Origin of the sequence: Nitratireductor sp. GISD-1A_MAKvit, assembly GCF_040819555.1 — a bacterium.
Taxonomy (GTDB): Bacteria; Pseudomonadota; Alphaproteobacteria; order Rhizobiales; family Rhizobiaceae; genus Nitratireductor.
This window is the reverse complement of record NZ_CP161920.1, coordinates 1,075,141-1,096,444: the sequence shown is the minus strand read 5'-3', so window position 1 is coordinate 1,096,444 and position 21,304 is coordinate 1,075,141. Positions and strand designations below refer to the sequence as shown.

The 21,304-nt window shown below is 59.6% G+C and carries 20 protein-coding genes and 2 pseudogenes; 5 read left to right on the top strand and 17 right to left on the bottom strand.

All coding sequences use genetic code 11. The features are described from left to right. Positions 1-30: 30 nt before the first annotated feature. The 4 genes and pseudogenes from AB2N04_RS06610 to AB2N04_RS06595 form a co-directional block, all read right to left on the bottom strand. Positions 31-456, bottom strand: coding sequence for a DUF1178 family protein (locus AB2N04_RS06610; RefSeq protein ID WP_367717802.1), 426 nt, complete (start codon positions 454-456; stop codon positions 31-33). After that, positions 453-1,317, bottom strand: a pseudogene (locus AB2N04_RS06605) (carbon-nitrogen hydrolase family protein). The gene AB2N04_RS06610 and the pseudogene AB2N04_RS06605 overlap by 4 nt, the downstream one beginning before the upstream one ends. Then, positions 1,314-1,580, bottom strand: a complete 267-nt coding sequence (gene grxC / locus AB2N04_RS06600) for a glutaredoxin 3 (RefSeq protein WP_367717800.1) — start codon at positions 1,578-1,580, stop codon at positions 1,314-1,316. The pseudogene AB2N04_RS06605 and the gene grxC overlap by 4 nt, the downstream one beginning before the upstream one ends. A gap of 25 nt (positions 1,581-1,605) precedes the next feature. Beyond that, complete coding sequence (locus AB2N04_RS06595) at positions 1,606-2,367, bottom strand: ComF family protein (RefSeq protein WP_367718755.1); 762 nt, start codon at positions 2,365-2,367, stop codon at positions 1,606-1,608. A 105-nt stretch (positions 2,368-2,472) separates the two neighbouring features. On the opposite strand from AB2N04_RS06595, the gene AB2N04_RS06590 reads away from it, so the two are divergent. After that, positions 2,473-3,345: a methyltransferase domain-containing protein gene (locus AB2N04_RS06590; protein ID WP_367717799.1), complete on the top strand. Its 873-nt coding sequence runs from the start codon at positions 2,473-2,475 to the stop codon at positions 3,343-3,345. A gap of 26 nt (positions 3,346-3,371) precedes the next feature. Here the strand turns inward: AB2N04_RS06590 and AB2N04_RS06585 are convergent, their stop codons facing one another. From AB2N04_RS06585 to AB2N04_RS06560, 6 genes are all read right to left on the bottom strand, one after another. Further along, positions 3,372-3,539, bottom strand: a complete 168-nt coding sequence (locus AB2N04_RS06585; protein WP_367717797.1) for a Flp family type IVb pilin — start codon at positions 3,537-3,539, stop codon at positions 3,372-3,374. 73 nt (positions 3,540-3,612) lie between these two features. Beyond that, entirely contained in the window at positions 3,613-3,933 is a 321-nt protein-coding gene (locus tag AB2N04_RS06580; RefSeq protein ID WP_367717795.1) for a hypothetical protein, read from the bottom strand. Positions 3,934-4,037: 104 nt separating this feature from the next. Next, positions 4,038-4,451, bottom strand: a complete 414-nt coding sequence (gene mutT, locus AB2N04_RS06575) for an 8-oxo-dGTP diphosphatase MutT (RefSeq protein WP_367717793.1) — start codon at positions 4,449-4,451, stop codon at positions 4,038-4,040. Continuing rightward, the gene (locus AB2N04_RS06570) at positions 4,448-5,239 is read right to left on the bottom strand and encodes a GNAT family N-acetyltransferase (protein ID WP_367717792.1); all 792 of its coding nucleotides are present in this window, start codon (positions 5,237-5,239) and stop codon (positions 4,448-4,450) included. Before AB2N04_RS06570 ends, mutT begins: the two co-directional genes overlap by 4 nt. Before the next feature lie 15 nt (positions 5,240-5,254). Continuing rightward, the gene (gene argJ, locus AB2N04_RS06565) at positions 5,255-6,496 is read right to left on the bottom strand and encodes a bifunctional glutamate N-acetyltransferase/amino-acid acetyltransferase ArgJ (RefSeq protein WP_367717790.1); all 1,242 of its coding nucleotides are present in this window, start codon (positions 6,494-6,496) and stop codon (positions 5,255-5,257) included. Between the two features lie 159 nt (positions 6,497-6,655). Beyond that, positions 6,656-7,582, bottom strand: coding sequence for a peptidylprolyl isomerase (locus tag AB2N04_RS06560; RefSeq protein WP_367717788.1), 927 nt, complete (start codon positions 7,580-7,582; stop codon positions 6,656-6,658). Between the two features lie 244 nt (positions 7,583-7,826). On the opposite strand from AB2N04_RS06560, the gene secA reads away from it, so the two are divergent. From secA to AB2N04_RS06540, 4 genes are all read left to right on the top strand, one after another. Then, on the top strand, positions 7,827-10,556 hold the full coding sequence (gene secA / locus AB2N04_RS06555; protein ID WP_367717786.1) for a preprotein translocase subunit SecA: 2,730 nt from the start codon (positions 7,827-7,829) through the stop codon (positions 10,554-10,556). A 159-nt stretch (positions 10,557-10,715) separates the two neighbouring features. After that, positions 10,716-12,128, top strand: coding sequence for a lipopolysaccharide biosynthesis protein (locus AB2N04_RS06550; RefSeq protein ID WP_367717785.1), 1,413 nt, complete (start codon positions 10,716-10,718; stop codon positions 12,126-12,128). Then, complete coding sequence (locus AB2N04_RS06545; protein WP_367717783.1) at positions 12,125-13,390, top strand: GNAT family N-acetyltransferase; 1,266 nt, start codon at positions 12,125-12,127, stop codon at positions 13,388-13,390. Before AB2N04_RS06550 ends, AB2N04_RS06545 begins: the two co-directional genes overlap by 4 nt. A gap of 88 nt (positions 13,391-13,478) precedes the next feature. Then, the gene (locus AB2N04_RS06540) at positions 13,479-15,764 is read left to right on the top strand and encodes an acyl-CoA dehydrogenase (protein ID WP_367717781.1); all 2,286 of its coding nucleotides are present in this window, start codon (positions 13,479-13,481) and stop codon (positions 15,762-15,764) included. Positions 15,765-15,828: 64 nt separating this feature from the next. Here AB2N04_RS06540 and AB2N04_RS06535 read toward each other — a convergent pair whose 3' ends face one another. From AB2N04_RS06535 to AB2N04_RS06505, 7 genes and pseudogenes are all read right to left on the bottom strand, one after another. Further along, positions 15,829-16,710, bottom strand: coding sequence for a 3-hydroxybutyryl-CoA dehydrogenase (locus AB2N04_RS06535; protein ID WP_367717779.1), 882 nt, complete (start codon positions 16,708-16,710; stop codon positions 15,829-15,831). 202 nt (positions 16,711-16,912) lie between these two features. Beyond that, the gene (locus tag AB2N04_RS06530) at positions 16,913-17,842 is read right to left on the bottom strand and encodes an electron transfer flavoprotein subunit alpha/FixB family protein (protein WP_367717777.1); all 930 of its coding nucleotides are present in this window, start codon (positions 17,840-17,842) and stop codon (positions 16,913-16,915) included. Positions 17,843-17,859: 17 nt separating this feature from the next. Further along, the gene (locus AB2N04_RS06525; protein WP_367717776.1) at positions 17,860-18,609 is read right to left on the bottom strand and encodes an electron transfer flavoprotein subunit beta/FixA family protein; all 750 of its coding nucleotides are present in this window, start codon (positions 18,607-18,609) and stop codon (positions 17,860-17,862) included. A gap of 189 nt (positions 18,610-18,798) precedes the next feature. Next, positions 18,799-19,567, bottom strand: a pseudogene (locus tag AB2N04_RS06520) (rhomboid family intramembrane serine protease). A 39-nt stretch (positions 19,568-19,606) separates the two neighbouring features. Beyond that, complete coding sequence (locus AB2N04_RS06515; protein ID WP_367717774.1) at positions 19,607-20,188, bottom strand: cob(I)yrinic acid a,c-diamide adenosyltransferase; 582 nt, start codon at positions 20,186-20,188, stop codon at positions 19,607-19,609. Positions 20,189-20,195: 7 nt separating this feature from the next. Beyond that, the gene (locus AB2N04_RS06510) at positions 20,196-20,396 is read right to left on the bottom strand and encodes a twin transmembrane helix small protein (RefSeq protein WP_367717773.1); all 201 of its coding nucleotides are present in this window, start codon (positions 20,394-20,396) and stop codon (positions 20,196-20,198) included. Positions 20,397-20,416: 20 nt separating this feature from the next. After that, positions 20,417-21,250, bottom strand: a complete 834-nt coding sequence (locus AB2N04_RS06505; RefSeq protein WP_367717772.1) for an SDR family oxidoreductase — start codon at positions 21,248-21,250, stop codon at positions 20,417-20,419. Between the last annotated feature and the right edge of the window lie 54 nt (positions 21,251-21,304).

The following is a 21,304-nucleotide window of genomic DNA, read 5'->3' as shown; positions in this document are numbered from 1 at the left end:
GAAGGTGGCATCGCCCCTTGGGGCGATTGGCTAATTCTGGTCTTCGGGCAACACCGGAAGAGGCATGAAATCGACCCCATCCTCGATGAGTGACTTCGCTTCCTCCACGCTGGCTTCACCATAGATGCCACGTGGGTCGGATTCACCAAAGTGAATCTTCCGCGCCTCTTCAGCGAACCGGTCGCCGACATAATCGGCATTCTCGCGAACCTTCTTCGAAAGTTCCCTGAGCTGCGCCAGTGCCTGTTTCTGCTGATCCCCCTGAGCAAGCGCAACCTGCTCCCGCTTGCGTCCGGTCGAGACCGCAGGAGCCATCAGGGCCTTCTCCACATCGGTGGAACCGCAATGCGGACATGAAACCAGCATCCGGCTTCGTTGGTCGTCGAAATCGGCATTGTTGCGAAACCAGGCTTCAAAACCATGGCTTTGATCGCAAACCAGATTGAAGCTGATCATGAGACCTGTCTTTCGGCAGTCCGGGAACCCGAAACCCGCACCACGGAAAAGTCGCGGGCATTCTTCAAATTGGGTACCTTGGAGCGTGCGGCATCGACCTGAGAAAGATCAAGCTCGGCCAGCGCAATGCCCGGCTCGGCGCCATCCACTTCGGCAAGAACCCTCCCCCACGGGTCAACAATCAGCGAATGACCATAGGTTTCACGCCCGTCTTCATGCGTGCCACCCTGCGCCGCGGCGATCATGAAGGCCCCGTTTTCAATCGCCCGCGAACGCACCAGCACATGCCAGTGTGCCTGCCCCGTCTGGCGGGTAAAGGCGGCAGGGGCCGTCAGCACCTGCGCATCGGCGCAGGCCAGCGCCCGAAATAGCTGCGGAAAACGCAGATCGTAACAGATCGCAAACCCGAGCCGGCCAAAAGGCAGATCGGCAACCACGGCTCGGTCGCCGGGAGCATAGGTCGCAGATTCCCGCCAGCTCTCCCCGTGATCCAGGTCCACATCAAACATGTGCAGCTTGTCGTATGTCGTCACCAGACGTCCGTCGGGCGCAAACAGGAATGCACGGTTCGCCACCCGGCCATCGTCAAGCGCCACGGCGGTGGAGCCGATATGAACGAATATCGACAGTTCCGCAGCCAGCCGCTGCGCAAGATCAGGCAACAGCGACGCTCGATCTCCGGCGATCCGCTCCACGAGCTCCTCGCGGCTGCGCACAAGAACTCCAGTCATTTCGGGACTCTGCACGTAGGTTGCGCCCTGACGGGGCCGCTTCACGCACAAGCGCCTCAAAGGCATCCGCATTCGCCTCGGGCTCCATGCCCGAGCGCATTTGCAGCGCGGCAGCAATCAGGCGTGTCATGCCCGTCCCCCTTCAAGCATCGTGTCGAGCTTCCCGTCACGGTTCAGCGCATGCAGCTCGTCGCAACCGCCAACATGCACATCCCCGATGAAAATCTGCGGGAACGTCGACCGTCCATTGGAGCGCTGGATCATCTCCTGCCGAAGCTCGTCGGAAAAACTAGCATCGTGCTCCGTATACTCGACACCCTTGCTGTCAAGAAGGCGTTTGGCGGCACTACAAAATCCGCACATCATCCGGGTATAGATCGTCACTTCAGGCATAAGCGGTCCTTGGTGTTGTCCGTGCCTATATAGTGTCTTGATCGTCGCCCCGAAAGTCCCCGGGCAGAACACGCGCAAAGGTGAGAACGTCGACATGGCCCGCCCCGGCACGCAGAAGAATGCGGCTGGCGGCCGCCACTGTGGCACCGGTCGTGTAGACATCGTCGACCAGAACGATTCCGCGCGCCTTGATCTGCGGCAATGCCGCCTCGGGCACACGAAATGCTCCGCGAACATTTGCATGACGCTCGCGCGCGCCCAGGCCCACCTGTTGACGCGTGCGGCGTACACGGACAAGGGCTTCCGGCGCATGTACCAGCCCGCTAAGCTCCGCCACGGCCCTTGCAAGCTCCGCAGATTGATTGAAGCGTCTTGAAAGAAAACGGTTGCGATGCAAGGGGACGGGTATCACCAGATCGGCGTCGGTCAGAATTTCGGCGCCGGCACGCAACATCCATTTCCCCATCCAGGGGGCCAGATCGGTGCGGTCATGAAACTTCAGTCCCTGTACCAGCCGTCTTGCGATATCCTGATAGGCGACTGCAGAACGGGCGCGTCCGAAAGGGGGCGGCTCGGCAATGGCCTGTGCCGAGAGCATGCTGTCTCCCAGATCGAGAGAGAACGGCGTCCCCATGACAGGACACCAGGGGCGCTCCAGAAACCGCAGGCTGCTCCAACAGGTCGGGCACAGCGTGCCAGGCTCGGTAACCAGTGTGGAGCATCCCAGACATGTCGGCGGAAACAGCAATTGCTGCATCCAGCCGAGAGCCTGCCCCTTCCAGCGCATCGCGAATTGTGCCAACGGACCTCCCATCTGACGGCTCTACAGGATTGCCTCTTGGCCAGCATAGTCATTTTGTGCGATGGCGCACCTACTGGCAAAGGATGATTGATGGAACAGCTTTTCGACACCGACCTTGCTTTGCTGCGCCTGCGACGCGCCCTGAAGCAGGGAGACCCGGGTGCACGCTTCCTGATGGAACGTGCTGCCGCCGACCTGCAGGAGCGGCTGGCAACGGTGGAACGGCAGTTCGAGAAGGCCGCTGCACTCTTTTGCCTGACGTCCGATGCGGCCGAAGCAATTCGTGCCAGTGGCAAGGCCCGGCAGATCCTTCGCATCGAAAACGATCAGGCGCTGTTGAACGGTGATGAAGGACTGGTTGCAGATGGCGAGATCATCCCGGTGGAGCCAGGGAGCCTTGATCTTGCTGTCTCCCTGTTGAGGCTTCACGAGGTCAATGATGTCCCCGGCATGCTCGTACAGATCAATCGATCTCTAAAGCCTGACGGGCTGTTTCTGGGAGCAATGGCCGGTGCGGGCACACTCCAGGAACTTCGGGCTGCGCTCCTTGCGGCGGAAACCGAGCTCTCACAGGGTGCTGCCCCCCGGGTCAGCCCATTCGCGGATGTCCGCGACGTCGGCGGCCTGCTGCAGCGGGCAGGCTTCGCCCTTCCGGTCGCGGATCTGGAACCCGTTACCGTGCGCTACGCAAACATGTTCGATCTGATGCGCGATCTTCGCTCCATGGGAGCGACAAGCAAACTGCTGGCACGCTCGCGCAAACCTGCCACACGCGCGCTCTTCATTCGGGCAGCGGAAATCTATGCAGAGCGGTTTTCCGACCCGGACGGGCGCATCCGGGCGACATTCAACATTGTCTGGATGTCAGGCTGGAAACCACACGCATCCCAGCAGAAGCCGCTGGCACCGGGCAGCGCCAGGATGTCATTGAAAGATGCGCTGGAGAAAAACCACAAGCGCTGAACCGGCCCACCAACGAAACAGCAGGCTCAGGGCATGACTTTAACGGTTTCAGAAGCGGTGTGCTCGTAGCTCGCTTTGAGCTGCTGGCCTGTCTGGTTCGCACCCACCACGATGGCCAGCGCAATCAGGCCGGCGATCAGCGCATATTCGATCGCAGTCGTTCCTGCGGTGTCCATGTGAAAATTCCGTGCCATGCGCCCACTCCCCTTCATGGCCAGATCCTGAAACGCAAAGCCTTAAGAAAATCTGAGGACCAAATGATTCCGGCTAACAATCTCCGCTTCGCCGACCATTCTCGTGGATGACACAAACGGCATTGCGTGAGGGCTGCAACACGCTCCGCCGCACCGTATAGCTGCGTCCCTGACGCTTGGTGGATGCCGTGGTGACTGGGTCGATGCCAAATGGAGCACCGATCTGGGCCGTGGTCGACCGTGTGTGTTTTTCAGCCATCGGCGTCACGATCAGGGCAATTGCCACCCCAACAGTGCCGAAAAGCAGCGCAAGTCTGAGCGCGCCGATCCCCATATTGCCGGCCCTGGACGACCAGACACCCCGATCGTGGTCCCCGTTTACCTCGAACGCCATCGCGACCTCTCGCAAGAAGGTTTTTCCCGTCCGCAGAAGCGGATTGTCCCCGCGATGAGACTCCCACTCTTGTGTAAACGAAGGATTAACCCTGGCGAGCAGGATCAAAGAAGGTCAATCAGAAAGGGAATCAGCGGCGCATCTGCGGGCGGCATGGGATAGTCGCGCATTTGCCGTGGCCGCACCCATTTGAGTTCCTGGCCTTCCCTTGCCACGGGCGTTCCCCAGAACCGCCGGCACACGTAAAGCGGCATCAGCAGATGGAAGTCCTCATAGGTGTGACTTGCAAAGGTAAGCGGCGCGAGACAGGCTGTTCGGGTTTCGATTCCGATCTCTTCGTGAAGCTCACGAACCAGCGTGTTTTCGGGCGTTTCACCGGGTTCAACCTTCCCGCCGGGAAATTCCCACAATCCGGCCAGCGCTTTTCCTTCAGGACGTTTGGCCAACAGAACGCGCCCGTCAGCATCGACCAGCGCACACGCCGCAACAAGCAATATCGGCTTCGTCTCATCACTCATGTGGTGTGATCCTGTTCGATCGGAGCATTCGGCTGCCGATAGTGATAGGTGTAGACAGGCTTGAAGCCCACGGCATGATAAAGCCGTAGCGCTGCCTCATTGTCAGCCTCCACCTGAAGCCAGGCCTGCTCGGCACCGTGGTTTTGCGCCCATTTGAGCGCTGAAAGCAGCACGCGCCGGCCGAATCCCCTGCCTCGCCAGCTGGGCCGCGTTGCAATTTCGAACAGGCCGGCCAGATCCGCATCGTGAACACAGATGGCCGTTGCAGCCGGCTCTTCCCCATCTTCCAGTACGAACAGGCCAGTTTCCGGACGAATGGCGCCGATCACGCGCGAAAGCCCTGCACGGTGTAGCTCTTCATACCCGTGCACCTTGAGCGTTGCGTTCACAAAGCGCCACCGATCCTTCAACGGAATTTGATCCATTGCGTCGGCGAGGTCGATTTCGCGCAGATCAAGCGCCATGACCAGGGAGTGGCCCAGCGTCGTCCAACCCAACTGATCCAGATACGCGGAGATTTCGGGTGCTGCCAGCGGTGAAAGACGAAAGGTCAACGCGCGACCGTACGCCTTGAACTGCTCCCGAGCCCGCGAGATGCGCGCTTCGATATCGCGATAGTCGCCGGGATCAAGCGGGTTGATGGAGTTCAGTCGCTTGGCGGGGTGGCCCGCCGTAAGACGCAGAACCCACGTACCGTCATAGGCCACGGTTTCCGCCGGCCAGGCGCGAAATCCCGCAGCCTCGAAACGGCGGATGGTCGCAAAGTCGTGTTCTGTTTGCTGCCTCACCTGGCCTGGCACACCCTAGCTGCGGTAATCGCCATTGATGGCGACATATTCCTTGGTGAGGTCGCAGGTCCAGACCGTCGCCTTGCCTCGTCCGATCCCGAGATCCACGCGCAGAGAAATCTCATCTTTTTTCATATAGGCCGATGCCGCCTCTTCGGAATAGTCGGGATCACGCTCCCCGTCCCGGGCCACCCGAATGTCACCAAACCAGATCGAGAGAAGATCGCGCTCGGCGGGTTCTCCGGCCTTTCCGACCGCCATGACAACGCGCCCCCAGTTTGCATCTTCGCCGGCAACGGCCGTCTTGACCAGAGGCGAATTGGCAATCGAGAACGCGACCCTCCTGGCCGAGCGCGCTGACTTCGCGCCGGTGACCGTGATCTCGACCTGCTTGCGCGCACCCTCGCCATCACGCACCACCTGCAGGGCGAGGTTCTTCAGCATGCGATTGAGCGCGCGGCGAAAGGCAGTTAGCCGCGGATCCCTGCTGTCGCTGATCGGAGAGACGCCACGACGGGCCGCAGCGCCGGTCGCGAACATCATCAACGTGTCGCTGGTCGAGGTGTCGCTGTCCACCGACACGGCATTGAACGTCTTGCCAACGCCCTTCGAAAGAAGCTCCTGCAGAACGGGAGCGGCAATCGGGGCATCCGTTGCCACGAATGAAAGCATCGTCGCCATATCCGGTGCGATCATGCCGGCACCCTTCGCGATGCCATTTATGACGACATCCGCATCGCCCATCTTCACCGTTGCAGTCGCCACCTTGGGATAGGTGTCGGTGGTCATGATGGCCTTGGCGGCGTCAAGCCAGCCTTCAGGCTTCGCATCGCGCACCATATCGTCAAGAAAACCCGTGATGCGCTCGGCAGGAAGCGGCTCGCCGATCACACCGGTGGAGGCCATGAACACCGTATCCTTGTTCACGCCCAACGCGCTGGCCGCCGCATCGCCCACGGCAGCCGTGGTGACGCGCCCTTTCTTTCCGGTGAAGGCGTTCGCATTGCCGGAATTCACCACCAGCATGCGTGCAAGCCCGCCAGCCAGGTTCTCGCGGCAGAACTCCACCGGTGCCGAAGGGCACTTCGACCGTGTGAAAACACCGGCAACGGTCGTTCCCTCGTCGAAAACCATGGTCAGAAGGTCGGTTCGCCCCTTGTACTTCACGCCGGCCTCAGCCGTGGCGACCCTGACCCCGTCCACGCTTGGCATTTCGGGATATTTTTTCGGAGCAAGAGGAGAAACTGCGGAAGACATCAGGCACATACTCGGGTTGCTGCGTTCAGTGTCAGCCGGTCTGCCCCAGTTTTTTTTTGGACGCAAGCTGAAACCCGCATCTCCGATTCGCCATCATGGCACAAGCAAAACGGCGGGCATCGCTGCCCGCCGTCAAACAATTCCAAACTGGAGAGCCGATCATTCGCTCTTGGCGTCTTCTTCCTTGGCGTCTTCGCTCTTGGCAGCGGCCTCAGCTTCTGCCTCTTCACGCTGCTTCTCGACATTATCCAGGAATTCCTTGAGAGAAGCATCCTTCACCTGGACCTCGGCGGCATCGCGCAGGGCAGAAACCTGCTCGACATATTTTTCGCGAACCAGAACCGACCGGACACGATCCTTCACCGCATCGAATGCAGGCGGTTGCTTGGCACGCTTGTCTTCAACCTTGATCACATGAAAGCCAAACTGGGTCTCGACGGGCTCCTTGGAGTATTCACCGGGATTCATCGCGAATGCAGCCTTCTCAAACTCCGGCACCATCTGGCCAGAGGAGAAATAGCCAAGATCGCCCCCCTTGGAGGCCACCCCATCGGTGGATTTCTCCTTGGCGATTTCCTCGAAATTGCCGCCCTCGTCGAGCTGCTTAATGATGGCCTCGGCCTCTTCTTTTTCCTTCACGAGAATGTGCCTTGCGCGCACTTCGTTGACAGGCGGCGTATCAGCGACCTGCTTGTCGTAGCTCGCACGAACATCTTCTTCGGTCACTGAGGCGTTGACCACTTCCTCGATGAAAGCGGCGTGCAAGGCCTGTTTCCGCATGAAATCGAGCCGGCTCTTGAACTTCTCGCTTTCGTCCAGTCCTTTTTCTTCCGCCTGCGCGGCAAGAAGACGGATTTCAATCATTCCCGAAAGTAAAGCGGCACGCCGCTGCGGTTCCGGCAGGTTTCCGAACTGCGCGCCATACTCTTCACCGGCGACAGCCAAATCGCCCTCCGTGATGTCCATCCCATTCACAGTAGCGACGACATCTGCATCGGCGGCGTGGGCGCTCATGAAGCCCACGGCGGCCAGCGTCAGACCGGCCCCTACCTGAATAGCCAGGAGACGGCGAAACGATTTCAGCATGAAACTCTCCGTTCGTGATTCTTGATTAGCCCAAACCGCCTAGGAATATGGCGGAAATTTGCGCAAGAGCGCATGTTTAACGCGGCGTTGACATCACTCTTGGCCCCTCTTATCTGTCCTGATGTCCTGCGTCCAGAACCCAATTCGGGGCGCTGATTGTTATATAATTGCTCTCGCTCGGCAGGAGTGGGGATAATCCCCGGCTCGTCAATTGCCGTCTGTCAGGAAGTGAAAGGACCACTGGATGGTCAGTCTCGGCGGTCTCGCCCGCAAGGTTTTCGGCTCTTCGAACGATCGACGCGTAAAGGGTTTTCGCCCGCGCGTAGCCGCGATCAACGCACTCGAAGACGAAATGAAGGCGCTGTCCGACGAGGCATTGCGCGGAAAAACGGAAGAATTCCGAAAACAGCTGGCTGAAGGAAAGTCGCTGGACGATATTCTGGTGCCAGCTTTCGCCGTTGCACGTGAGGCTTCGCGTCGCGCGCTGGGCATGAGACCGTTCGACGTCCAGCTCATTGGCGGCATGGTGCTTCACGACGGCTGCATCGCGGAGATGAAAACCGGTGAGGGCAAGACGCTCGTGGCAACCCTCCCCGTCTATCTCAATGCCCTTTCGGGCAAGGGCGTTCATGTGGTGACGGTCAACGACTATCTCGCCACACGCGATTCTCAGTGGATGGCCCGGCTTTACGGATTTCTTGGCCTCACGACAGGCGTCATCGTTCATGGCATGTCGGACGAAGAGCGCCGCGCGGCCTACGCCTGCGACGTGACCTACGGCACCAACAACGAACTTGGCTTCGACTATCTGCGCGACAACATGAAGTATGAGCGCGATCAGATGGTTCAGCGCGGCCACTCCTTCGCGATTGTCGACGAGGTCGATTCGATTCTCATCGACGAAGCGCGAACGCCGCTGATCATCTCGGGACCGCTGGACGACCGGTCCGAGCTTTACAACAAGATCGACGCCTTCATCCCACAGCTTCTCGAAGAAGACTACGAGGTTGACGAAAAGCAGCGCACCGCGACCTTCACGGAAGAAGGCACGGAAAAAATGGAGACCCTGCTGCGCGAGGCCGATCTGTTCAAGGGTGATTCGCTCTATGACATCGAAAACGTCGCCATCGTTCACCATCTGAACAACGCGCTGAAGGCTCACAAGCTTTTCCAGCGCGACAAGGATTATATCGTCCGCAATGACGAGATCGTCATCATTGACGAGTTCACCGGTCGCATGATGCCCGGGCGTCGCTTCTCCGAAGGCCTCCACCAGGCACTCGAAGCCAAGGAGCAGGTAACGATCCAGCCGGAAAACCAGACGCTCGCCTCGATCACGTTCCAGAACTATTTCCGCATGTACGACAAGCTTGCCGGCATGACCGGAACGGCCTCGACGGAAGCGGAGGAATTCGGAAACATTTACGGGCTCGAAGTCATCGAGATCCCCACAAACCTTCCGATCCAGCGTCTCGATGAGGACGACGAGGTGTATCGGACGGTTGAGGAAAAGTTCAAGGCGATCGTCCGCGAGATCAAGGAAGCAAGCGCCAAGGGCCAGCCAATTCTCGTCGGCACGACCTCGATCGAAAAATCCGAGTTCCTCGCCGAGCGGCTGCGTCAGGAAGGCATCAAGAGTTTTGAGGTCCTCAACGCACGCCATCACGAGCGGGAAGCCTTCATCGTCGCACAGGCCGGCAAGCCCGGCGCGATCACCATCGCAACCAACATGGCCGGCCGCGGCACCGACATCCAGCTTGGTGGCAATCCGGACATGCGAATAGCCGAAGAGCTCGGCGACATGGAAGCCGGCCCGGAGCGCGACGCCAAGGAACAGGCCATCCGCGAGGATGTGAAGCGCCTCAAGGAAGAAGCCCTTGCCGCTGGCGGGCTGTACGTGCTGGCGACCGAACGCCACGAAAGCCGCCGCATCGATAACCAGTTGCGTGGACGCTCCGGCCGCCAGGGCGACCCCGGCCGTTCCAAGTTCTTCCTGTCACTTCAGGACGATCTGATGCGCATTTTTGGCTCCGACCGCATGGACGGAATGCTGCAGAAGCTCGGCCTCAAGGAAGACGAGGCCATCGTTCACCCCTGGATCAACAAGGCGCTTGAGAAAGCCCAGAAGAAAGTCGAAGCGCGCAATTTCGACATCCGCAAGAACCTCCTGAAGTTCGACGATGTGATGAACGACCAGCGCAAGGTCGTTTTTGAGCAGCGCATTGAACTCATGGACGGTGAGAATCTCTCCGAAACCGTAGCCGAAATGCGGCAGGACACGGTTGATGACCTCGTCGCCCGCCATATCCCTGAAAAGGCATATGCGGAACAGTGGCAGACGAAGGAACTGCGTGAAGCGGTTCAGGAAGCGCTCAATCTTGATCTGCCGATCGAAGAATGGGCACAGGAAGAAGGCATCGCCGAGGATGATATCCGCGAACGCATCAGCGAAGCCGCAGAGACTGCCGCCAAGGACCGAGCTGAGCGTTTCGGCCCCGAGATCATGGCCTATGTCGAGAAGTCCGTTCTCCTCCAGACCCTCGACCACCTTTGGCGCGAGCATCTTGTCAATCTGGACCACCTGCGCTCCGTCGTCGGCTTCCGCGGCTACGCGCAGCGCGACCCGCTGAACGAATACAAGACCGAAGCCTTCGAGTTGTTCCAGGCAATGCTCGGCAATCTGCGTCAGGTGGTGACATCACAGTTGATGCGTGTTGAGCTCGTTCGCGAAGCCGCCGACGCACCACCTCCCGAGGCGCCGGAAATGCAGGCGCATCATGTTGACAGCACGACCGGAGAAGACGAGTTCGCAGGCGACACTCTGACGCTCACCCGAGCCGAAGCGAGTGGTGTCGTGCCAGCGGAAGAACGTGATCCCGACAATCCGGCAAGCTGGGGCAAAGTTGGACGCAACGAACCGTGCCCCTGCGGTTCTGGCAAGAAATACAAGCACTGCCACGGCGCATTCGCCTGATTTCCTTCTGACCGATCGTCAGACACAAGCTGAAAAGGCCGGGCATCGTTCCCGGCCTTTCTGTTAAATGCATTACCGGGCAAGACATTGTGCCCTTTCCATTTCTTAATCAGTTTGCGCTAGTTCTCGTTTCAGTCGAGCTGTGAGGAGTTGGGGCGGGTGCGCTTTTCAGCCACGGAAACCGGAGAACGCTTGCTGCCTGAGCGCATTTCGGCACGCATGCGTCCATGGCTGTCGCGGGTCGATACGCTCATGGCAGGTCGTGATGCGCGCAGCGAAGCCGGACGCAACGCCCTGCTTGCCTTTGCCATCCGCATCGTCAACGCGGTCATCGCCTTTGCAAGCCAGGTTTTTCTTGCCCGCTGGATGGGCAGTTTCGAATACGGAATCTATGTGCTTGTCTGGGTGACGATGATCATCCTCGGCAACATTTCATGCCTGGGCTTTCACACCGCAATCATCCGTTTCATTCCGGAGTATCGTGCCAAGGGGGCCTTCGAGGAGCTGCGAGGGGTCAACCTCGCAGGGCGTGTTTTCGTTCTTGCGACATCGACACTCTTCATGATCGCCGGTCTGCTCGGTCTGCGATTTCTGGAAGCGTCCATCGAAACCTACTACGTCGTGCCCTTTTACCTGGGACTGATCTGCCTTCCAATGCTGGCTCTCAGCGACCTTCTGCAGGGTGTTTCGCGTGCGAACGCATGGGTGATCTGGGCTTTGCTTCCCGCCTATTTCATCCGCCCGCTGCTGATCCTGTTTTTCATGGCGGTTGCGGTTCTCACCGGCTTCGCATCCGATGCCCGGACTGCGATCATTGCCGCAATCATCGCCACCTACATCACCACGCTGTTGCAGTTCTTCAGCATCACGACGCGCGTCGATCGCCACATGCCGGCAGGCAAACCCCGCTTCAGGATGAAACACTGGGTTGGCGTCTCACTCCCCATCTTCCTCGTCGAAAGCTTCTATTTCCTTCTCACCAATGCCGATGTTCTGATGGTCGGACGCTACATGGCGCCAAATGACGTCGCCATTTACTTTGCTACCGTGAAAACGCTGGCACTGGTCCATTTCGTCTATTTCGCGGTGAAGGCAGCCGTTGCGCAAAGATATTCGGCGTTCATGCATGGCGGTGACAGGCCAGGCCTCGCAAAATTCGCATCCGAAACGGTCAGCTGGACCTTCTGGCCATCCCTCGCCATGGGCCTTGTCGTGCTTGTGGTCGGCAAGCCCATGCTCATGCTGTTTGGCTCCGGATTCGCGTCCGGCTACCCGCTTCTGTTTCTACTCGTCACATGCGTGGTCGGGCGCGCGGCAGTGGGCCCGGCAGAAAGCCTTCTTACCATGAGCGGTTACCAGAAAATCTGTGCCGGTATTTACGCCGTCACGCTGGCCATCAACATAGGCCTCAACATGCTGTTGATCCCGCTTCACGGTCTATGGGGCGCGGCCGTGGCCACAGGCATCGCCATACTGTTCGAAGCGACGGCCCTCTCATTCACAACATGGTGGAAGCTGGGCATCCGCATGCTGGTCTTTTTGCCGAGCACCGGAAAGGAGGTCACCTCATGAGTATCCCACCTCTTCTGGAAGAATCGAGCGGTGGAACCTTCGGCGCGGCACAGGATGAACTTCCCGATGCCACCAGACTGTCCGGCGCCGAACACCTGGCGCTGCTTGGAAAGCGTGAGAGCGAGCGCAAACTCGCCATTTATCCGGCAGCAGCCGGTTTCGAGCTGGTTGACGAGCTCGACCATCTGGCAGCGCGTTCCATCGAAACGAATATCTTCTTCAATCCACGCTTTCTTGCACCAGCCATGCCACGGCTGGAAGACCGCGAAGTGCGGCTTGCGGTCATCCGTGACGGGACGGAAGAAAAGAACCGGCTGCGCCTTCTGGTGCCCTTCACCATTGAGCGGCCGATCCTGCCGTTCAGCGTTCCGGTACTGCGCACCTGGGCAAACCCCTTCGGCCCTCTTGGCACCCCACTGGTCGACTATGATGACCCGGCCGGGGTGATTGAAGACTTTTTCGCCATGCTGGCCCGGCCGCATCTGGAGCACCCGAAGGTTTTCGTGCTCCCTGATGTTGGCCTGGACGGCGCTTTTGCCGCCCTCCTGCGCACAGTGGTGGATGCCCGAAACCTGCCTTTTCAGATCACCAATCGCGTCGAACGCCCCACGCTTGAGAGCGCGCTCGATGGCGAGACCTATCTTCGCGATTCTCTGCGGCCCCATCACTACCGCGAGTTTCGTCGCCTCAAGCGCCGTCTTGGCGAACTGGGCAATCTTGAATACCGCATAGCGCGCCACCCCGACGAAGTGCGGCTCGGCGTCGAAGCGTTTCTCACACTCGAAGCATCCGGCTGGAAAGGCCGTGAGCGCACGGCGATGGCGATTGACCGGTACCGCGCGGCATTCGCCCGCGAGGCCGTGCATCGGCTGAGCGAGCGCGACATGTGCCGCATTCACATGCTCACGCTCAATGATGCTGTGATCGCCTGTCTGATCGTGTTTGTTGAAAACGGCACGGCCTACACCTGGAAAACCGCCTATGATGAAGGTCTGACCGGCTTCTCCCCCGGAACACTTCTCATGATCGAGGTCACCAAGTCCCACCTGGACGACCCCAACATCATCATGACCGATTCCTGCGCGGTGCCCGATCACCCGGTCATGAGCAGGCTCTGGAGCGAACGCCGGCCACTTGGAACCATGGTGGTCGGTCTGACGCCCGACTCGGACCGGCTCGTGCACAAGGCGGCCGCTCAGCTCGGCTTCACGCGGCAAGTGAAAAACCGTCTGCGCATTCTTCGCAACCGCCTGCGTGGTTGACGGAGACGTGCGCGGAACCAACCAGCCTCACCATCCGTTCGCGTCAAGTGTACAAGCCTGATACACTGGCGCGATTTGGAGGCCAATCATGCGTTTCAAGACGTTTCGACGCGATCATGTTTCCAGGCCCTTTTACAATTGGGCGCGAAAGATCATGCCCCCGATCTCGGAAACGGAGCGCGAGGCCATCAATGCCGGAACCGTATGGTGGGACGGCGCGCTTTTCTCTGGCAACCCGCATTGGGATGAGTTCCTTGAAATGCCGCCCGCGCGGCTCTCCGAGGAAGAGCAAGCGTTTATGGATGGGCCGGTGCGTGCGCTCTGTTCCATGGTGGAAGACTGGACGTTGAACTGGCGCGACCGCGACATGTCGCCCGCCGTCTGGGATTTCATGCGAAAGCACAAATTCTTTGGCATGATTATCCCGAAGGAATATGGTGGCCTCGGCTTTTCAAACACCGCACACTCCGAAGTGGTCCGAACCCTTTCATCCGCCAGCATCGTGGCAGGCGTGACGGTGATGGTGCCGAATTCTCTCGGCCCCGGCGAACTTCTGATGCACTTCGGCACGGACGAACAGCGCAAATACTGGCTGCCGCGACTGGCCGACGGGCGGGAGATTCCCTGTTTCGGCCTCACCTCGCCGGATGCCGGTTCCGATGCTGCCGCGATGACGGACACAGGCATCGTGGAATACGGAACCTGGAAGGGCCGGAAAGTGCTCGGCCTCAGGCTGAACTTCCACAAGCGTTACATCACCCTCGGCCCCGTCGCCACGGTCATGGGGCTTGCGTTCAAGATGCGCGATCCTGAAAATCATCTCGGTCAAGGCGAGGATCTGGGCATTACCGTCGCCCTGTTGCCCACCGACACAAAGGGCGTGCGTCACGGGGACCGCCACATTCCGCAATACACTTTCTTTCAAAACGGCCCGCTCTACGGCGAAGACGTGTTCGTTCCGCTCGACCATATTCTCGGGGGTGAGAGACAGATCGGCCAGGGGTGGACCATGCTCATGACCGCCCTTGCGGCAGGCCGCAGCATCTCCCTCCCCTCACAGGCTGCAGCGTCTGCCGCCATGTGTGCCCGTGCCACCGGCGCCTATGCGCGGGTGCGAACGCAGTTCAACGTTCCCATCGGCCTTTTCGAGGGCATCCAGGAACCGCTGGCGGAGCTGTGTGGCAATGCCTATCTGATCGACGCGGCAAGGCGCGCTACGCTGGCTGCGCTGGATGAGGGGCATAAACCGTCAGTCATCTCAGCCATCATGAAGTATCATGCCACCGAACGGATGCGGCGCTCCGTCGAACATGCGATGGACATACATGGCGGCAAGGCCATCATCGACGGCCCGGGCAATTACATGGGAGCGGCCTATCGGGCTGTTCCCGTCGGGATCACGGTCGAGGGCGCCAATATCCTCACCCGCAACCTGATGATTTTCGGTCAGGGGGCCATTCGGTCCCACCCCTACATGCTGGAAGAACTCCTCGCCCTTTCCGAAGATGATCGGGAAGAAGGGCTTGACCGGTTCGATGCCGCATTCTGGAAGCATGTGGGGCACGCCTTCAAAACGGCCGGGCGCGCCTTGGTACGTGGATGGAGCGGAGGCCGCCTGGGGCCCGCGCCCGAAAGCGCTGCCATGCCGCACCACTTCAAAACCCTGTCGCGTTATTCGGCTGCCTTTGCTCTCCTGTCCGACCTCGCGCTTCTCACTCTTGGCGGCTCTCTGAAGCGCCGGGAGATGATTTCAGCCCGTCTGGGCGACATCCTGTCGGAGCTCTATCTTCTCGGCGCCGTTCTGAAACGGTATGAGACGGAAGGGCGCTTCGCCGAGGACAAACCCATCGTCGATTATCTGATGCTCGAGGGCGAAGCGCGTCTGGGCATCGCCTTTCGCGGTGTCTTGGACAATCTGCCTGCACGGCCGGCAGCCTGGCTGGTCCGGCTGATCGCCTTCCCGGCAGGCGTCCCCCGCCCCGCGGCATCCGACAGGCTGGCGACACGCCTTGCCGAAATCCTGATGAAACCATCGGAACAGAGAGACCGCCTCACCCCCGATCTCTACCTTGGGCAGGGTCATGACACTCATCCGCTGAAAGATTTGGAGCATGCGTTCCGCCTCGTAGTGGATGCGGCCCCTGTCGAAAAGAAAATGCGCGCCAAAAAAATCGGCAACCCGCAGGAGGCGCACGACATGGGGCTCATCACCGATGGCGAACTGGCTCAGATACGAGAGGCACAGGAAGCGGTGGACAAGGTCATCGCCGTGGACGCCTTTCCCATGGAAGAGATCTCTCCCATCGCCAGCCAGCACAAAAGGAAAAAGCCTGCAACGCGGCGTAAATCGCCGCAACGTCAGGCCGCAGAGTGACAAAGACCAATCGGCGCAGCATTAAATGCCTGCGCCGTCTGTTCGCCTTGCGGCACGGCTACCGCTATCGCGTGGGCACCGGGGTTTCGCCACGATAATCGTAGAAGCCCCGGCCGGTCTTGCGACCGAGCCAGCCTGCTTCAACATACTTCACCAGAAGCGGGCATGGGCGGTATTTTGAATCGGCCAGCCCTTCGTACAGCACCTGCATGATCGACAGGCAGGTGTCGAGACCGATGAAGTCTGCGAGCTGCAGTGGCCCCATGGGATGGTTTGCCCCAAGCTTCATTGCCGTGTCGATAGCCTCAACCGTTCCCACGCCTTCATAGAGCGTATAAATCGCCTCATTGATCATCGGCAGAAGGATGCGGTTGACGATGAAGGCCGGAAAGTCCTCGGCCACCGTGATCGTCTTCTCGAGGCTTTGAACGAAGCCGCGCGCCTTTTCAAACGTGTCGTCTTCAGTCGCAATTCCGCGCACCAGTTCCACCAGTTTCATCACCGGCACCGGATTCATGAAGTGGATGCCGATAAAGCGTTCGGGACGGTCCGTCTGGGCGGCGAGGCGTGTGATCGAGATGGACGACGTGTTGGACGCAACGATCGCTTCGGGGTTCAGAACCGGGCAGAGCTGGGCAAAGATCTTGCGCTTGACGGTTTCATCCTCGGTGGCGGCCTCGATGACGAGATCCACATCGGCAAGTGCCTCCATCGTGGTGGCAGGAGCGATGCAGGCAAGTGCTTCCTGCCGAACTTTCTCGTCGAGCTTGCCGGAAGAGACCTGGCGCGCCATGTTGCCGGAGATAGTCGCGATACCCGCTTCGATCCGCTCGGCGGAAAGATCGTAAAGCTTGACCTTGTACCCTGCCAGCGCAGCCACATGAGCAATACCGCTGCCCATCTGCCCCGCGCCGATAACGCCCACTGTGTCAATCTTTCCGGTCATATCGAAACCCCATGAGGTGCAGTTGCACTGTGTATTGCTGTTGTTGCGCTGCAAACTAAATGGGCCACGCAATGGCGTCTACCCCCCGGAGTGGCGAATACCAGGCAACCAGCCTCACCATCCCGCTGCATCGCCCCGACAAAAAAAGCCCCGCTCGCAGGCGAGGCTTTTCAAACATGGGAGATCAGCGTGTTCCGGCTGTCTAAAGTGCCTTCTCAAGCTCCGGCAACACGTCGAAAAGATCGGCGACCAGACCATAATCCGCGACCTGAAAGATCGGCGCTTCCTCATCCTTGTTGATCGCAACGATCACCTTGGAATCCTTCATGCCGGCCAGGTGCTGAATGGCACCCGAAATTCCGCAGGCAATATAAAGGTCGGGCGCCACGACCTTGCCCGTCTGACCGACCTGCCAGTCATTGGGCGCATAGCCGGCGTCCACCGCTGCGCGCGATGCGCCCACAGCCGCACCGAGCTTGTCTGCGACCGGAAGGATGACCTCGTTGAATTTTTCTTCCGAGCCCAGCGCACGCCCACCCGAAATGATGACCTTCGCCGAAGTGAGCTCGGGCCGATCGCTTTCGGCAATACGGTTTTCGACGAATCGTGACAGACCGCTATCCGCAGGCGCATCTACGCTTTCCACGGACGCGGAACCACCCTCGCCCGCCCCCTGGAAAGCGGATGTGCGAACGGTGACCACGCGCTTTGCATCGGTCGATTCGACCGTCTGAATCGCGTTCCCCGCATAGGTCGGGCGCTTGAACGTTTTTGCATCAACCACCTCGATCACGTCGGAAACCTGCATCACATCGAGCAGGGCTGCCACGCGCGGCATCACATTCTTCCCCGTGGTGGTAGCCGGTGCAACCAGCGTGTCATAGCCATCGGCAATCGATACCACGAGATCGGCCAGCGGTTCTGCAAGCCTCTCCGCCAGCGCATCACCATCCGCCAGAAGAACCTTGCGCACACCAGAAAGTTTGGCTGCGGCATCAGCCACGGCCTTCGCGCCCTTGCCGGCCACCAGCACGTCTACATCCGTGCCAATCTGGCTCGCTGCGGAGAGCGCCTTGGCGGTCTGATCGGAAAGGGTTTCGTTGTCGTGTTCGGCAATCAGTAGAATAGCCATCTCGTTTTCCCTTCCCCTTAAAGCACGCCAGCTTCGTTCTTGAGCTTGTCGACCAGTTCGGCGACAGACCCGACCTTGATGCCTGCCTTGCGGCCGGCTGGTTCTTCGGTTTTCAGCACTTTCAGACGCGCCTTGACCTCAACCCCGAAATCGCCTGGCTCTTTCGTGTCGAGCGGCTTCTTCTTTGCCTTCATGATGTTGGGCAATGACGCATAGCGCGGCTCGTTCAGGCGAAGGTCCGTGGTGACGATGGCCGGAAGCTTGATCTCGACCACCTGCAGACCGCCATCGACCTCGCGGGTGACCTGGGCCTTGCCGTCTGAAAGCTCCACTTGCGAGGCAAATGTGCCCTGGCTCCAGCCAAGAAGAGCAGCAAGCATCTGACCGGTCTGGTTGGAATCATCATCGATGGCCTGTTTGCCGAGGATCACGATCTCCGGCTTTTCTTCCTCCGCCACACCCTTGAGGATTTTGGCGACATCAAGCGGCTCGACAGCATCATCGGTCTTGACCAGAATTGCCCGGTCCGCGCCCATGGCCAGTGCCGTGCGCAGCGTTTCCTGAGCCTTTTCAGGGCCGATCGAAACAGCGACGATTTCTTCGACCTTGCCGGCTTCCTTCATGCGAATGGCTTCTTCCACCGCAATTTCACAGAACGGGTTCATCGCCATCTTGACGTTTGTCAATTCGACGCCTGAGCCATCCGCCTTCACGCGGGGCTTCACATTGGCGTCGATGACCCGCTTGACCGGAACAAGGACTTTCATGCGCAATCACCTTCCATGGTGGACTTCGGTTCTGATGCTGGAAACCAGCAGATGGATCCGCCGGATGGCCCGACGCCGACATGTCAGGGAAGCTCAGAACACTCCTCCTCCTCCCCCTGGTGCGGCGTGCCGCCGGAGCACGCGGGACCGTAGAGAGGCCTGACGTTCACGTCAATATGCAGAAATGTCCTATTGCCGCCCCCACCGTGGTGGCTCGGTTTCCATCGGCCGCGCTGCATCCGGTTTTTCCAGCTTCACCGCACGGGGTTTTTCCAGGCGCCTGTCGAAAAGAGGAACATTCCTGCGTCTGAGAAGGACCACCAGAACGGCACCGGCGACAATACCGCCTGCATGGGCCCGCCCAGGAGACCTGGTTTTCGGTATCGACAACCAGCATCACGAACTGGAACCCGATCCACAGCGCCAGCAACACGAATGCCGGGATACGAACGGGGATACGCGCAAAGGCCAGCACCCACACCTTCACCCGAGGATGCAGTATGAGATAGGCGGAGACGATACCGGCAACCGATCCGGAAGCTCCTATCAGCGGCGCGTTGGATGCCGGCGCAATGAAGCCATGCGTGTAGGCCCCCGCCACCGCGCAGATCAAATAAAAGACGAGGAAGCGGAAATGCCCCAGCGCATCCTCGACATTATCGCCAAACACCCACAAAAACAGCATGTTGCCACCCAGATGCATCAGATCACCATGCAGGAAGGAATAGGTGATGTAGGTAAGCGGTTCTGGAACGAGGTCGAGCTCCGGCGGCAGAACCGCCAGATCATTGGAGACGGAAGGAATATAGCCCAGCCCGAGCGCTGCAGCGAAAGCGAAGTCCGTTCCGCCCGCCCTTGTCACCAGATAGGCGACCACATTCACGGCAATGATCGTCAGAGTGACATATTGCCGTTTGATGTGCCGCAGGCTGTTTGCATCGTGCAGCGGTATAAACATCGGAGCCCTCTTCGCGGGCCCCGACGCGGCCCGAACTGCTTAGCGATTTTGCCCTGGCACCCATAGCACGTCCAGCGCGCCATTGTCATTGACGGCACGCGAAGCCACAAAGAGGAAATCGGAAACACGATTGATGTAGCGCAAAGCCGCTTCGCTCACCACCTCTCCCTCGATGGTCCGCAGTTCTACCATCAGTCGCTCGGCACGCCTGGAAACGGTGCGCGCTAGGTGAAGCGCGGCCGCGGCAGGTTTGCCTCCCGGAAGGACGAAAGAGCGCAGCGGAGAAAGACGGGCATTGAGCTTGTCGATATCCGCTTCCAGCCGGTCGACCTGACTTTGCACGATCCTCAGCGGCTCATACTCCAGAGCCTCACCGGTATCCGGCGTGGCCAGATCCGCTCCAAGATCAAAGAGATCGTTCTGAATACGCGCCAGCATTTCATCGACAGGACGCTCCGCATCAGCCAGATGCAGCCGCGCCATGCCGATACAGGCATTCGCTTCATCGACCGTTCCGAAAGCGGCGACGCGCAGGTCGCACTTCAACCGGCGATCTCGGGTCCCAAGCCCCGTCGTTCCATCATCCCCGGTGCGGGTGTAGATCTTGTTCAGCTTGACCACGGGCCCCTCAACCGCCTTTCGAGCGCGCATAATAGAGCGCTATCACAACGAACACGACGGCGACCGCCTGCAGGATGACGCGCGCCTGCATGAGCTTGTTCGACGTGTTGGCCGAACCCCCGCGCATCATGTTCATGAGACCGCGAATCAGGACGATCACAACCGCCATCATCACGAGGATGGAAAGAATGTTGAAGAGTGTGGACATGGCGGCTTTCTTCTCGGTTGTCAGCCCTGTTTCGACAGGAATCGATACAGCATGCGCGCCGGCAGGAGCCGTTTCAATGCGACACCGATACGCGCGGGTGTGGTTACCACATAGTGCGGCTTCGGCCTCGGGGAAAGAAGCGCATCAGCGAGCCGTTCGTAAACGGCCTGCGGTTCAAGCTTGAAGCGTGATTTCACTCCGCCTTGCCGCAGGCGTGCCAATTGCCCTCGATAGGCCTCTCGGTGAACGGAGTTTTCATGGTCGATGTACCGTTCGAACCATGGCAAGCCGTTCGTTGCAATCCTGGAAGCAATCGGGCCGGGCTCGATCAGCGACACGTGAATGCCGCTTCCCTCGAGCTCGGCTCTCTGGCACAGCATCAATCCTTCGAGCGCATGCTTTGAGGCTGCATAGGCCCCGCGATACTTGATCGGAACAAGGCCGAGGATTGAAGAGCAGTGAACGATCCGACCATGTCCCTGCCGTCTCATCACCGGGACGATGCGTTGCGTGAGATCGTGCCATCCGAACACATTCACCTCGAACTGATGCCGCAGCGCATCAACAGGCAGGTCTTCCACTGCCCCTGCCTGCGCATAGGCCCCATTGTTGAACAAGGCGTCCAGCGTCCCTCCAGTGCGGGCAAGCACCCCTTCGACGAGGGCTGCAATCGATTCCGGTTCCGCGTAGTCGAGATAGAACACCTCGATTCCGGCCGCTTCCAGCGCTTGACGATCCTCGGACCGACGCACGGTCGCAAAAACCCGCCAGCCGTCATTGCACAGGGCTCTGGCGCACCAGGCACCAATGCCGGATGATGCACCGGTAATCAGTATCGTACGGTCTGCGCCCATGAATTTCCCGCCGGCACTTGTTTATCGGTGTTCGGGTTTCACATATTGCTTGAA